The organism is Candidatus Cloacimonas sp., from assembly GCA_039680785.1.
GTDB lineage: Bacteria > Cloacimonadota > Cloacimonadia > Cloacimonadales > Cloacimonadaceae > Cloacimonas.
Genome location: JBDKSF010000070.1, coordinates 1 through 14,066 on the forward strand (window position 1 = coordinate 1; position 14,066 = coordinate 14,066).

A 14,066-nucleotide genomic window follows, 5' to 3' on the forward strand; every position below is an offset into this window, starting at 1 on the left:
CGGGAAGCAATATATTCAAAAAGTTTGGTGGTTAGCATTCCTTCCTTACCCTCATAAGCATTGATCAGCAAAACCAATAGTTCAGCATTCACCAATTCCTGTAATGCTTGCCGATGAGGTAAAAAAGGAATTTTTACTATGGGTATATTTGTTTTCGGAAAGTCCCTTGTCCCGATTAAAGAAAATTCGATTTTAGGCAAATTTAAATTGCTGAGAGCATTTAGCAAAGGGGTTGCATCTTGTCCGGCAGTTATCTGACCCACATATTTTATTCTGAATTTGTCTGTTCGTGCATAATGCAAGTCCTTAAAATCCTCCGGGTCAAATCCGTTATAAAGAATTACTTTTTTGCCTTCGGGAAGGGATTCTGCAATTCCTTTACTGATGATATAATTACAATCGGCTGTCTGGATAATTTTCTTTTCCAAATACTTATGCAAAGCCATAGTCAAACGGGAAGGTGGATTTAATTTCAGATAATATATTTCCGACATCGGATCGCGGAAATCTGTTCGCCACTGTATTCCATAGCGTTTTTTTAATCTCAATCCCACCAAATGCGTAGAATGGGGTGGACCAGTAGTAATGACAAAATCAATTTTATTTTGTTGTAAGACATTCAGCGCAGTTTTATAAGCCGAGGGATTCCAACCAATGCGTAAATCGGGAACGATTAAATTTAAGCGTAACCAATATAATAACTTTTTCAAGGGTTTGTCATTTTTTTTATTTTGCAGCGAACCATAGGGCAATTCTTTTTGTCCCAAAATGCGCCAAAATTTACCAAAACGGATTGGTTTACTGCGATACACTTTAACCGAAGCAGGAATTTGAGAAAGCAAACTTTCATCCAGATAAGGATAATCACCTGCCAAAGTTGTTACAACATAAATCTTTACTCCCTGTTTATCCAAAGCTTTGATCAAGCGAATCCATCTTTGCACGGCAGCACCTCCACAGGGAGGAAAATAATAAGTGAGAAGCAATATGTTCATTATTGAATCAATAGTTCAGCCAGAGCTTTCCAAGAATACCGTTTGGTAAAATCTGCTATGGCTTTGCTCATATCAGGTTTCTGTTTTAAATGGATAATTATTTTTTCCGCTAAAGCTTCAGGATTAGCAGGAGGAACCAAATAACCGGTTTCGTTATCTATAACATATTCTCCCAAACCACCAATATCACTTGCCAAAACAGGAACGCCAAAACCATAGGAAGTGGCTATAACTCCGCTTTGGGAAGCACTTTTATAAGGTAAAATACACAAACAGGATGCGGAAAAGAAACGGGCAATTTCAGGATCGCCAATATAGTGAAAATGGGTTTCCACATTTTTCTCTATACCCAATTCTTGAATCTGTCTTGTATAGATATTACTATTGCCATAGACCTCACCAGCGATGATTAATTTAGCATCGGGAACCACTTTAATGACTGTCGGCATTGCTTTCAGCAAAACATCCAGTCCTTTATAGGGCTTTATCAAACCAAAAAAAAGCAAAGTATTGGTTTTGTTGGATATATCATTTATGTTTGTCTTGTAATCATAACAGGGATGAAACCCCAAGACCCCTTTTTTAGAGATAAATAAAGGTAATTTTGCCTGAAGTTCATCAAGGGTTGCTTTACTTAAAGTAACTATTTTCGTAGCTGGTTTAAATACATATTGCAGTAGTTGTTTTTCTCCCGGCCATTTTTCGTGAGCTGAAACATTATGTGCCAAAATAATTATGTTTGGATCAGCTAAACGCTTCAAAATATATCCGTAAGCAGGTGCAAAGTAAGGCAAAAACCAAGAAACGATTATAACATCAGGGTTATATTTTTTCAGTGCGTTGATTGTAAGTTTCCAGCTTTTAAAAGACCAAGGGATAAGAAGGCGCAAATTTTCAAATTCATTTTCGGGAAAAGTCCGATCCAATTGCCCTTTTCCAGGGAAAAGCAAAGCAGGATATTGTTTGTAAAAATTATAGAATTGAACATTATGTCCCAATTCCAGAAATGCTTTTGCCAGAGCATAAGCAAAACGAGAAATTCCACCTCTAAAAGGAGGAGCGGGGCCTAATATGGCAATTTTCATAACAAGCTTTGGATAAAGAAGCGCCTTACTATATCTACATCATGATATTTACCGAAAAGAGCCATTAATTTCAAGCGAACTTTTACTCCTTTCATATCGCTGGCAAGAATACAGCCAATGGATTCCAAATGTTTTCCTCCTCCATCATAACCATATTCTGGCAAGACCCTTCCCGTATAGGTTCTGGAAGTTATCACAACTAAAATTTTTTGGGCAAGGACTTCTTCAATGACAGGTATCAAACTTTTGGGCAGATTACCGCGTCCAAATGCCTCAATCACAATTGCTTTAACTTCATTTTGCATACAGCATTTTATAAATTTATCATCCATACCGGCTACTGCTTTAATCAGTTCCACTCTTGTATCCAATTGATCTGTCCACACATTTTCACGATAGAGAGAAGCTCTATGATACACAATTTTATCGGGATCTACAATGCCGATTGGGCCATAACCGGGGGAAATAAAAGAATCAATTTTACCTGTATCGGATTTTACCACATCGCGCGCCGTATGAATTTCATCATTCATAACCACCAGAACACCTTTATCCATTGAGTCAGGATGACAGGCAACTCTCACACTTCCAATTATATTGCGGGGACCATCCAAGCCAATTTCATTTCCGGAACGCATGGCTGCAGTAAAAATTACCGGTTTGCGAGTAGTTAAAACCAGGTCGGATAAAAAAGCGGTTTCTTCCAAAGTATCCGTTCCGTGGGTGACAACCACTCCATCATAATCGATTATTTTCAGGTCTATCATTTTTGCCAGTTCAAACATCATTTCCGGAGTCATATAGGGGCTGGGAATATTTAAATAGTCCATTACATCAACATTGGCAACACTATTGAGCTGAGGAAATTGCCGTAAAAAATCGCCAAATTCGTTTCCGGGAATTACTCCATCCGGATCTGAAACCTTCATTGAGATGGTTCCGCCGGTTAATATGATAAGAATGTTCTTTTTCATAATATCTCTTTTACTTCTTATTTACGATAGGGAATAGGGTCTATGGCACCAGCTTCTTGAAATGCTTTTTTACGCAAAAGGCAACTTTCACAAACACCACAGGCAATTTCATTGTCACTATAACAGCTCCAAGATAAATGAAAAGGTGCATTAAGTTTTATGCCTGCCTGCACTATTTCCGCTTTGCTTTTATGTAAAACAGGAGTTATTATCTTAATTGGTATTGCACCTTTGGTTCCGGTCTGAATAACTTTTTCAAAGGACTCAAAAAATAGTTCTCTACAATCAGGGTAACCGGAACTATCTTCTTCCACGGCACCAATATAAATTTTCGTTGCCTTTATTACTTCTGCCCAGGCAACAGCTGAACAAAGAAAGGTGGCATTACGAAAAGGGACATAAGTTACAGGAATATTTTCAGCGGAGATTTTGCCTTTCGGAAGAGGTATTTTACTATCTGTTAAAGCAGAACCGCCTATTTCAGAAAGCCAATGATAATCAATTACTTTGGCTTGAACCGGTTGATAGAATTTTGCCAGTTCATTATAACAGGCAAGTTCTTTTTTTTCAGTTAGCTGTCCATAATTGAAATGCAGAAAATAGACCTCTTCATTTTCCGCAGCTGCATAAGCTGCAGTTACCAGAGAATCCATTCCTCCACTCACTAAAACTATTGCACTTTGCATATCCTATATCCTATAACATTTTGTTGAACAAATATCGTTTAATCCTTCTTTGTGTCAAGATAAGAATGCTACTATACCTATATCTTGCCAATTAAACCAATATAGATAACATACTGAATGCGAGAATAACAGCTTTGCTGAACTCATTTTTCCGCTAAAATAACTTGATTTTACTTGCTTTGTGCCCTGTTTCTTTCTTTTGTTATTAGCACAAGCGTATCTACTTGTAACATAGTTGATTGTGTTACAACTCTCTTACACTTCCCTAACACTTCAGTAATCTCATAAGAGAAATGTTAGGGAATTGTAACTGGAATATAACTTGATGATGTAAGCAAAAGTCACATTGTGATTGGATAGTAAATCTAAATGGTGCATTACTGATGGCTGGAGGCAATCAGCGCTTTTGTCTTGAAGAGGTATGGAATTATTCCGTTATAATGGAAGACCTTTCAGAAATATCTCTTTAAGTGCTGTAGTGCTTTCAGCGTGATTGATTTCATTACGCAATTCAGGCCCCCCTAAAATTCCTTTGGTATAATGGCAAAGTTGAGAGCGCAATTCCCGAATGGCAATGTATTCTTGTTTATAGTGAAGGGTTTTATCTATTTGCAAAATAATGGTGTTAAGTATATCTTGTTTGGTTATGGGATTATAGGTTCCCGTTTGTAAAAATTGCCGGCATTGGGCAAAAAGCCAGGGTTTTCCTAATGCTCCTCTGCCAATCATCAAGCCGTCACAATTTGTTTCCGTTTGCATATTTAAGGCATCTTCCGGTGTTTTTATGTCTCCATTGCCGATAACTGGAATAGATACATTCTGTTTCAAGATTTTAATATGTTCCCAATTGCTAATTCCAGAAAACATTTGAACTGCCGTTCTTGGATGCAAACACAGAAAATCGGCTCCACTATCTTGCAACATTAACCCAAAATCAAGATAATTCAGATTCCGCAAATCCCAACCACTGCGAAATTTAACGCTTAGGGGCAGGCAATTTTGCAGTGCCTTTTTCACTTCTTTCACTATTTTTTCTGCCAGGGAAGGATTTTTCATTAACGCCGAACCAGCTCCTCTTCTAATTACTTTTTTCACTGGGCAGCCCATATTAATATCGATAAAATCGGGTTTTAGAGGTAGTAAAGATTCAGCGGCTTGTGCCATTATTCTGGGATCACTGCCAAAAATCTGGATGCCAAAAGGCCGTTCTGATTCCTCAAACACAGTATATTGTAAAGTTTTAGCCGCGTTTCTGATTAAGCCATCGGCGCTAACCATTTCGCTTACTAAGACCTCAGCCCCCCACTGTTTACAAATTTGACGAAAAGGAGGTTCGGAAAATCCAGCTAAAGGAGCTAAATAAAGTAAGGGTTGAGAAAATAAGTCAATGGTCATTGCGTAGCATATTTTGCTTTTATGGCGTTGATATCCACTTCGTCTATATTTTCTTTATACATAAAGCGTTTGGCATAATCCAAATATAATCCGCTCTCTAAAAAGAAATCCACCAGGTCTTTATCCAGTTGGCCATCTTTAACCATAAAACCAATAATGGTAAGTGATTCCGTTAAGGTCTTGGCTTTTTTATAGGGTCTGTCGGCAGCGGTTAATGCTTCAAAAACATCTGCCACAGCTAAAATGCGGGATTGTAAAGGTAATTGTTCGGCAGAATAGCCCTTGGGATAGCCCTTACCATTCAGCATTTCATGGTGAGTGGAAGCATAAAAAGCCACATTTTCGTATTTCTTGGGGAAAGTAAGTTGAGAAAGCATTTCCCAAGTAATGGCAACATGGTCTTGCATTATTTTCATTTCTTCTGGGGTAAAAGTTCCTCTGCCACTAATCATCATATTCTTTTTCTCGTCGTCCGTAAAAATGAAATAACGCTTGCCTTCATATTCAAAATCTATTTTTCCCAGCTTTTCCACTCTTGCCAAATCGGCTTTATCCACAAATTCTTTGCCTACATTCACATCGATAAGAAACTCAATGGTCTGGGTAAGATAGTTGTGAAACTCCTTGGGTTCAAGCTCGGGATCAATATGCTGCCGTATAAAAAGAGCAAAATCCGCTTCGCTTAATTTTATTTGCAGGTAAGATAAAAACAAATCCAATTTTTCCAAACGCAATTTTACCAATTCAATGCGATCACAAATTGTTTCCAATTTTGTGCTTTTATCCATTATTGCTTCGGGAGTTACAATTTTACCTACATCATGCATCCAGCCAGCCATTGAAAGTTCTTTCAGTTCATTTTCACTAAACTTGCGTCCTGGAAAATATTTATCTCCCGCTTCATTGATCTTATTGGCGATCATTTCCGTTAATAAAGCTACGCGGGTGATATGATTGGAAGAATATTTTGATTTTCTTTCAATTGCTCCGGCAATGGAACGAATAAATTGATTCAATAATTCTTCCAAGTCCTGAATTAACTTTTTATTGGATAAAGCAATGGCAGCTTGTGAGGAAAGGGAAGAAAGCATTGCCTTGTGTTCTTCGGTAAAGGAAATTATGTTTCCCTCTTCATCCTGGGCATTAATGAATTGAATTACGCCCAAAACCCTATCCTCATGGTTCTTCAAAGGTATCGTTAACATTGATTTACAGCGGTAGTTATTTTCCTTGTCGGTTTTGATGGTACCACTTACATCATAGCCGTCAGCTTCATAAACATCGTCAAAACACAAACTGTGCTTGTTATGATAAACATTGGTCACTATTTTATTGGTAACAGGCGTTCCATCTTCATTGTAAAGATCAATGCTTTTCCAATTGATAGGACCTCTTGTTCCGCCTTTCCTTAAGTTCAAAGTAGCGTTATAAACAATTTCAAATTCCAGTTTGGTGGCATCCTCGTTTACTTTATAAATCGTTGCTGCATCTGCTCTGGTAAAAGAAATTCCTTCTTCCAAAATCATATCGAAAATTTTATCCAAGTCCGTTTCGGAAGAAAGTGCTTCCCCAATGCGAGTTAAACGTTTGATGTGCATTAATTGTTCTTCTGCCAAATTGGTGATATTTTCCACTACGCTATTTAACATTTTATTGATTTCATAATTATGGCTGAATTCGTATTTCATTTTGTTTTACTCCTGTATGCGTTTAAAAAGCATATATTGAGGTTCAAAACCCTGATTTCTCTGCTCGGTTTCATACCAAGTTATTATGTGACTTTCAAAAGGTGAATGTTTCATAAGCGGTTCTTCGTAAACGGAGATAAAGGCAGAGTGCATTAAAAATTCATCTACAATCCAAGTGGCATAATCACTATTATCCGTTGTAATTTGAACCGGTGCCATTGGTTTTAAGATAAGCGAGAGAGAGCTTAAAAAATTCTGTTGAATAAGACGCCGTTTATGATGCTTCCGTTTGGGCCAGGGATCAGGATACTGTATAAAGACCCCGGAAATAGATTCCGGAGGGAAAAGTTGGTTGATCTTGGCATCTACATATATATGCAGTAATCGCACATTTTTATTCTGCTCGGGATTTAGCTTTTTTAAAGTGTTGTTTATTCTTTTTTCTGCCGCTTCCAGACCGATGAAATTATACTCCGGATGCAATAAGGAAAAGCGAGAAATAAATTCACCTTTGCCAGAACCGATTTCCAATAAAAGGGGCTGGGAATTATGAAATATATCTTGGGGATTGAGGCATAACAATTGTTTGTGCGAATCGCATTGGGGCTCAATTACAAAATAATCTCGATCAGAAATCATCTTCCGTATCGTCCTCTTTCGTCTCTTTTCTTATCTCTTGAACATCCTTTCGAACAATGATTAAATTTGCCAATGAGATACCTACGCCGATAAAAATAAATAATACCAATGAATTCAGAAAAAAGTCCAGAAAAGTGTTCAGAGCATTGGGTTGCTTTAGTAATACCATCAAAAGATTTAAATATTCTCCCAAAACCAGAGCTGAAACCAAAGAAAACAATAATGTGCGCACTCTTATCATTAATTTGGAAAAATAAGTAAAGTTTAAGATCAGCCATAGTAAGAATCCACAAATTAGATTTAACAAGAATAGCAGGATGAAATTAATTTGCGAACCCAAACGAACTATCATTAATACCCCATAAAATAACGGTAGAAAAACAAGTAAACCCCAAATTAGCAATTTAGGGAAACATAATTTAGCCAAAGCAAGTGCGCCTATAAAAAAACTGACGGCTAAATATAACTCTGCTTGACTTATGCCTCTGCCTGACCAATTGTTAGTAAAATCCCCGAAACTGCCGGAAAAAAGTATACCCCCTAAAATTGCCACTGCTATGGGGAAAAATAACAGTGTCAAATGCCTGGGCAATAATTTCGTGTTATCCATTTAAAACCTTCATTTATATTAGATTATCTAAGTATCTCCGCTTAGTGAAAACAAATTTATGTTGACTTCAATACCTATAATACAAATTTAACGCATCCATAGAGAATGTCAATAACAATAATTGATAAGGAGAAGCTGATTTGCTGAATATAGTTAAAAATCTGAAGGAGAAACTCTCCAAAACCAATAGCAGTTTTATGGGCAAACTAAATGATGCCGTAAAAAAAAGAAAGGTTTTAGATGAGGATATGATCTCTGAGATTGAAGAAATATTACTTCGCTCCGATACTGGAATTGAATTAACCGATCTAATCCTCGAACGCTTTCAAAAAATGCTGAAAAAAGATAAAGTTACAGACCCTGAAATTGCTCAGATTTATCTTAACGATGTAATGCGAGATATATTGCTCGCTGAAGATGAAAATAATCCCGATTTTTTTGTTGATCCACCGGTTAAACCTTATGTAATTCTGTTTGTGGGTGTAAATGGAACAGGAAAAACTACTACTATCGGAAAAGTTGCCTACAAATTTTCCCAAATGGGAAAGAAGGTCTTAATCGTTGCCGGAGATACTTTTCGCGCCGCAGCAATTGAACAAATTGCTATTTGGGCAGAAAGAGCCGGAGTTTCCATTGTTCGTTCTCAACCCGATAGCGATCCTGCAGCCATAATTTATGACGGAATAAAATCTGCCCTTGCACATAATTATGATGTTGTTTTAATCGATACCGCCGGCAGGCAACATACAAAAGATAATTTAATGCGAGAACTAAGCAAAATTGATCGCACTATAAAAAAACTAATTCCTGAAGCCCCTAATGAAGTTATCTTAGTAATAGACGCTACAACCGGACAAAATGCCATTTCCCAAGCCAATAATTTTGATAAAGCAATTCATTTAACTGGTATTGCTTTAACTAAATATGACGGAACCTCCAAAGGAGGAATAATTTTTAACTTGAAACATAACTTAAAACTACCAGTAAAACTATTGGGCGTGGGAGAAGGAATTGAGGACTTAATGCCTTTCAAAGCCGTTCCTTTCGTTAAAGCTTTCTTTGAAGAATAGCATAGCTTATATGGGGAAATTGCATACTCAATGCATTCATTTTAATTGACAAAAATGCATCTGATAAAATAGAGATAAATTAAATGACTATATAAAAAAAAGGAGACCAAAATGGCTACTCAACCTCCTCAAAACCAATTGCAGATCAAGATCGATGAAAAGGTCGGCGAAGGAACTTATGCTAATTTCTTTGTTATCACTAATTCTCCTTCCGAGTTTATTATGGATTGCGGTCGCGTTCTACCCGGAATTCCCGATGCCAGAATTTATACAAGAGTTCTGATGACTCCCTCGCATGCAAAACAACTGATGCAAATTCTGGAAAAGAACATTGAATCATACGAAAACCAATTTGGCGAAATTAAAATTTATGGCCAACAGGATAACAAACCAGTTGGCTTTCATCCGGAAACAAAATAGCTTATACTTGAGACCTATGCTTATGCTGCCTTGGCTGCTATGGGAGATATACAAAACCTGTCAGTGATAACGAAATGAATAATAGTCCTAAGCTATTATCTTAATACTATTTCTTTGGAAAAGGAGAAGACAAAAAATGAGCAAAATTGCTAATATGTTGGATGCCGATTTAAGAAATAGAATCTGTTTAGTCAGAATGGACCATAATGTAGTGAAAAATGGCGTCATTAAAGACACAATGCGCATTGATGCTACCATTCCTACTTTACTGCATATTTATCGAAAAGGTGGGCTACCTATTCTGATGACACATATAGGCAGGCCATTTGATAAAAAAACAGGTTCAATTAACATTTCAGACGGAGATTCAGTTGTTCCAATCGTGCAGTATCTAAAACAAAAATTTCAGCTGGAAGGATTAATTCCTGATTGCATACCCCAAGATAATGTTGGGATTACAAATTTAAATCCGATTGGTAAAGCCGTTGAATCACTTAAAAAAGGAGAAACTGACTTCGTTTATCTTCCCAATACACGTTGGTTTAAAGGTGAAGAAACAAAAGACGATGCCACAGACCTATTGGCAAAGGGCTTAGCTAAATTTGCCGATGTTTATATTAATGATGCGTTTGGTTCTTGGCAAGCACATAGCACTACTTATAATATTGCAAAATATCTTCCGGCTTATGCGGGTTTACTTTTGCAGAAAGAAATTAGCAATCTCAATAAGGTCTTCGAGCCCAAACATCCTTTTGTGGCAATTGTTGCAGGAGCCAAATTTGATACTAAAATAGGGCCTCTTTCTTCGTTAATTAAGATTGCTGACAAGCTAATCTTGGGTGGAGTTCTGTATAATGCTTATCTTTGCTGCAAATATAATATTCAAATTGAAGGTGTTACACCAGAAGATATTAAATCAGCAGGCCAATTCTTAAGCGAGAGCAAAGATTATTTAGCTAAAATTGTAGAACTGCCAATAATAGTAGAAAATGAGGGAATGGAAATTAGACAGAATACGGCAAAGCATAATGTTCAATTATTGCCAGCGGGAACTAACTTGAACTACATCTTGGATATAGCCGAAGATAACTTTGCCCAGGAAAATATAAAAAATGTTTTCCTGGAAGCAGGAACTATTTTTGTAAATGCTGTGATGGGTTATTCCACTTTATATCCGGAAGGCACAATGGCTATGTATTCACTGATCAATCAATGCAAGCAGGCAAATAAACTCTTTGGTGGGGGAGATACCATTCAGGATTTTAAAGAATATCTGCCAGGTATCTTTGCCAAGGCACAAAATGACCCCTCTTACTATTTCTTTACTGGTGGGGGTGCAATTCTTGATGCCATTCAACAGGGCTCACCTTATGGAATGAAGCCAGTGCAGGCATTGTTAAAAGAATAGGAACATAGAGCTAAAATTTATTGCGGACTAACATAGCAATAAGGTTCATTTAGCTCTGACTTCTTTTAACTGTGAACTATTATGCCAAGATCGGTTAGTAGGCAAGAAGAAGTTTGATATTTTAGTGAACCCCAATTATGAAATTATAAAGTAAGATATGATAGAAAAACAAAGGAGAATATAGTGGATAGTGAACCAAAATTGAACCTGCTGAAGGATTTTCCTCCTCCAGATTATGCAGAATGGCTACAAGCTGTTAAAGACGGACTAAAAGGCGCTGATTTTGATAAGGTAATGAAAACTGTAACTTATGAAGGTATAACTCTTCAACCAATATATCGAAAAGAAGATATTGAAAAAATTTCTTTTCCTGAAAGTCAACCCGGTAATACACCTTTCGTGCGTGGTAATGATCCTGTTCGTTTTTTAACGGAGGGCTGGTTAGTTGCCCAAAATCATACTGAATCTGATCTTAAGTTATTAAACACAATGTTACGGAAGGAATTAAACCAGGGCTTAACTGCGGTAAATATCTCTTTATCAAGTAATTATCCCTACACTGGAGTAAAGATTCATAATGTTACTGATTGGGAAACACTGCTACAAGATATAGACATAAAAGCTGCTCCTCTATTTATCCAGCTTGAAATGGAAAATTTAGACATACTTAAGACCTTTGCACAGTATGCTAATAAACAAAACATTGATTTATTATCCCTACAAACAGGTGTTGGCTTTGATTTTATCGGTGAATTAGCAGAGAAAGGATACTTACCAAATACTTTGGAAGAATGCTGGGCACAAGTGACAGATATTGTAAAGTGGAATAGCAAAAATATGCCCCAAAACCGCATTTTCAGTATAGATGCCACTATTTATGAATCCGCGGGTGCTTCTATTGTTCAAGAAATGGCTTATGCTTTAGCAACCGCTATCTCTTATCTTAAATATTTGCAGAATGCAGGTTTGGCTATTGAAGAACTGGCACCTTTGTTTCAAGTGAAACTTTCTCTCGGCTCCAATTTCTTTCTGGAAATTGCCAAAGTGCGAGCTTTCCGTTTACTTTGGTCTGAGATGATTAAGGCATTCGGTGGGGAAGAGGATTTGCAAAAAGTGTGGATTCACGGAAAGACAGCAAAATTTAACAAGACAATTTATGATATCTATGTAAATGTCTTAAGAACAGCCACGGAAGGTTTTGCTGGTGTTATAGGCGGAGTTGATAGTTTGGAAATTAGTTGTTTTAACGAACTTATTGCTCAGCCAGATGAGTTTTCTTCTCGTATGGCAAGAAATCAACAAAATATATTGAAAGAAGAAGCACATTTCAACAAGGTGATTGATCCTGCCGGTGGTTGTTATTATATAGAATGGCTTACCAATGAACTGGCTAATAAATCCTGGGCTCTGATGCAAGAAATGGAAAGCAAGGGTGGGATGTTGGAGTGTATTAGTTCTGGCTATATAAATGATAGTATTGCAACCATAGCAAAGCAAAGAATAGATAAAGTCAATAAACGAAAAGACATCTTTGTAGGTATCAATATGTTTGCCAATCCTGAGGAAAAGGTAATTTCCGAAGCTCAAAAATCTTTCTTATTAGCTTCTGATAAAGTAGAAATAAGTAATCAAGCAAAATTTATCAACCCTAAAGGACCTTTACCAAAACATAGAGCCGTGGAAGAAGTGGAAGACCTGAGAAAGCAAATTGAGCAAAGTAATGGCAATAAGAAGATATTTTTGCTTAATATGGGAACTCTCTCGGAGTTCAAAGCCCGAGCGGATTTTGCTCTCAATTTCTTTCAAGTAAGCACTTTGGAAGTTATTAATCCCAATGGCTTCACCACAGTTGAAGAAGCAATCCTACAAGCGGAAAAATCTGGTGCCAATGCTTTTTGTATCTGTTCCACAGATGAAAATTATCTTACTTTGGTTCCAGAAATTTGTGCTAAGCTACCAAATAGAATTATCATTTTAGCTGGTTATCCAGTTGATAAAATTGAGGACTACAAAAAGGCAGGCATCAAATGTTTCATTCACCTCAAAGCGGATTTAGTTGCCACTTTACGAGATTTGGCAAAACAAATGGAGGTGATTAAATGAAGAACCCTGATTTCAGTAAAATAAAACCCGATTTTAGTGCTTATCCGAAAGCAGAAATAGAACTGCGTAATAATTGGAAAACCAATGAACAGATAGATGTTAAGCCCCTCTTTTCCAAAACCGATTTAGAGGATATGGAACATTTGGATTATTTATCTGGTTTACCACCTTTTTTAAGAGGTCCCTATCCTACAATGTTTGTTCAAAGACCTTGGACAATTCGACAATATGCCGGTTTTTCCACAGCGGAAGAAAGTAATGCATTCTATCGCAGAAATTTGGCTATGGGCCAAAAAGGACTGTCCATTGCTTTTGATTTGCCAACTCATAGAGGTTACGATTCAGACCATCCCCGGGTAATTGGAGATGTTGGAAAAGCAGGAGTGGCGGTTGATTCCATCCTGGATATGAAAATTCTGTTTGATCAGATTCCTTTGGATAAAATGAGTGTTTCAATGACAATGAACGGAGCCGTTATTCCGATTATGGCATTTTACATTGTAGCAGCGGAAGAACAAGGTGTGAAACCTGAATTACTGAATGGAACAATTCAAAATGACATTCTGAAAGAATATATGGTGCGCAACACATATATCTATCCTCCCGAACCTTCAATGAAAATTATTGCCGATATTTTCAGCTATACTGCCAAAAATATGCCCAAATTCAATAGCATCAGTATTTCCGGATATCATATGCATGAAGCGGGAGCAACTGCTGATTTGGAAATGGCTTATACTTTAGCAGATGGTTTGGAATATGTTCGCACTGCTCTTAAAGCTGGTTTGGACATTGATGTTATTGCTCCCCGCCTTTCTTTCTTTTGGGCAGAGGGAATGAACTATTTTATGGAAGTGGCAAAATTACGAGGAGCCAGAGTATTATGGGCAAAAATAATCAAGCAGTTCAATCCAAAGAATCCTAAATCAATGGCTTTAAGAACTCACAGTCAAACCTCCGGTTGGAGTTTAACTGAACAAGACCCCTATAATA

13 protein-coding genes are annotated in these 14,066 nt (G+C 37.1%); 5 read left to right on the forward strand and 8 right to left on the reverse strand.

What is annotated here, in order from left to right:
• The 8 genes from ABFC98_04755 to ABFC98_04790 all read right to left on the reverse strand — a co-directional run.
• Positions 1-995: glycosyl transferase (locus tag ABFC98_04755; GenBank protein MEN6445336.1), on the reverse strand; the 995-nt coding region annotated here is incomplete at its 3' end.
• The gene (locus ABFC98_04760) at positions 995-2,080 is read right to left on the reverse strand and encodes a glycosyltransferase family 4 protein (GenBank protein MEN6445337.1); all 1,086 of its coding nucleotides are present in this window, start codon (positions 2,078-2,080) and stop codon (positions 995-997) included. The genes ABFC98_04755 and ABFC98_04760, both read right to left, overlap by 1 nt.
• A complete protein-coding gene (locus ABFC98_04765; GenBank protein ID MEN6445338.1) occupies positions 2,077-3,054 on the reverse strand; it encodes an asparaginase in 978 nt (325 codons plus the stop codon). The genes ABFC98_04760 and ABFC98_04765 overlap by 4 nt, the downstream gene beginning before the upstream one ends.
• 17 nt (positions 3,055-3,071) lie before the next feature.
• Positions 3,072-3,740 (reverse strand): 7-cyano-7-deazaguanine synthase QueC, encoded by a 669-nt coding sequence (gene queC, locus ABFC98_04770; protein ID MEN6445339.1) that lies wholly within the window; start codon positions 3,738-3,740, stop codon positions 3,072-3,074.
• A gap of 435 nt (positions 3,741-4,175) precedes the next feature.
• Complete coding sequence (dusB, locus tag ABFC98_04775) at positions 4,176-5,135, reverse strand: tRNA dihydrouridine synthase DusB (protein ID MEN6445340.1); 960 nt, start codon at positions 5,133-5,135, stop codon at positions 4,176-4,178.
• Positions 5,132-6,823, reverse strand: coding sequence for an HD domain-containing phosphohydrolase (locus ABFC98_04780; protein ID MEN6445341.1), 1,692 nt, complete (start codon positions 6,821-6,823; stop codon positions 5,132-5,134). Before ABFC98_04780 ends, dusB begins: the two co-directional genes overlap by 4 nt.
• A gap of 6 nt (positions 6,824-6,829) precedes the next feature.
• Positions 6,830-7,462, reverse strand: a complete 633-nt coding sequence (gene trmB / locus ABFC98_04785; GenBank protein ID MEN6445342.1) for a tRNA (guanosine(46)-N7)-methyltransferase TrmB — start codon at positions 7,460-7,462, stop codon at positions 6,830-6,832.
• Positions 7,452-8,072, reverse strand: coding sequence for a hypothetical protein (locus tag ABFC98_04790; protein ID MEN6445343.1), 621 nt, complete (start codon positions 8,070-8,072; stop codon positions 7,452-7,454). The genes trmB and ABFC98_04790 overlap by 11 nt, the downstream gene beginning before the upstream one ends.
• 140 nt (positions 8,073-8,212) lie before the next feature.
• Between ABFC98_04790 and ftsY the strand changes: the two genes are divergently transcribed.
• From ftsY to ABFC98_04815, 5 genes are all read left to right on the forward strand, one after another.
• Positions 8,213-9,142 carry a signal recognition particle-docking protein FtsY gene (gene ftsY, locus ABFC98_04795; GenBank protein ID MEN6445344.1) on the forward strand — a complete coding sequence of 310 codons (930 nt, stop codon included), beginning with the start codon at positions 8,213-8,215 and terminating at the stop codon, positions 9,140-9,142.
• A gap of 111 nt (positions 9,143-9,253) precedes the next feature.
• Positions 9,254-9,562 (forward strand): DUF3467 domain-containing protein, encoded by a 309-nt coding sequence (locus tag ABFC98_04800; protein ID MEN6445345.1) that lies wholly within the window; start codon positions 9,254-9,256, stop codon positions 9,560-9,562.
• Positions 9,563-9,698: 136 nt separating this feature from the next.
• Positions 9,699-10,970 (forward strand): phosphoglycerate kinase, encoded by a 1,272-nt coding sequence (locus ABFC98_04805; GenBank protein ID MEN6445346.1) that lies wholly within the window; start codon positions 9,699-9,701, stop codon positions 10,968-10,970.
• Between the two features lie 183 nt (positions 10,971-11,153).
• Positions 11,154-13,073: a methylmalonyl-CoA mutase family protein gene (locus ABFC98_04810; protein ID MEN6445347.1), complete on the forward strand. Its 1,920-nt coding sequence runs from the start codon at positions 11,154-11,156 to the stop codon at positions 13,071-13,073.
• Positions 13,070-14,066: methylmalonyl-CoA mutase family protein (locus ABFC98_04815; protein MEN6445348.1), on the forward strand; the 997-nt coding region annotated here is incomplete at its 3' end. The genes ABFC98_04810 and ABFC98_04815, both read left to right, overlap by 4 nt.

What these genes read in the sequence shown, in the direction of transcription:
- ABFC98_04760 (MEN6445337.1), bottom strand. Translation starts at nt 2,080, where the DNA reads ATGAAAATTGCCATATTAGGCCCCGCTCCTCCTTTTAGAGGTGGAATT.
- ABFC98_04765 (MEN6445338.1), bottom strand. Translation starts at nt 3,054, where the DNA reads ATGAAAAAGAACATTCTTATCATATTAACCGGCGGAACCATCTCAATG.
- queC (MEN6445339.1), bottom strand. Translation starts at nt 3,740, where the DNA reads ATGCAAAGTGCAATAGTTTTAGTGAGTGGAGGAATGGATTCTCTGGTA.
- dusB (MEN6445340.1), bottom strand. Translation starts at nt 5,135, where the DNA reads ATGACCATTGACTTATTTTCTCAACCCTTACTTTATTTAGCTCCTTTA.
- ABFC98_04780 (MEN6445341.1), bottom strand. Translation starts at nt 6,823, where the DNA reads ATGAAATACGAATTCAGCCATAATTATGAAATCAATAAAATGTTAAAT.
- trmB (MEN6445342.1), bottom strand. Translation starts at nt 7,462, where the DNA reads ATGATTTCTGATCGAGATTATTTTGTAATTGAGCCCCAATGCGATTCG.
- ABFC98_04790 (MEN6445343.1), bottom strand. Translation starts at nt 8,072, where the DNA reads ATGGATAACACGAAATTATTGCCCAGGCATTTGACACTGTTATTTTTC.
- ABFC98_04800 (MEN6445345.1), top strand. Translation starts at nt 9,254, where the DNA reads ATGGCTACTCAACCTCCTCAAAACCAATTGCAGATCAAGATCGATGAA.
- ABFC98_04805 (MEN6445346.1), top strand. Translation starts at nt 9,699, where the DNA reads ATGAGCAAAATTGCTAATATGTTGGATGCCGATTTAAGAAATAGAATC.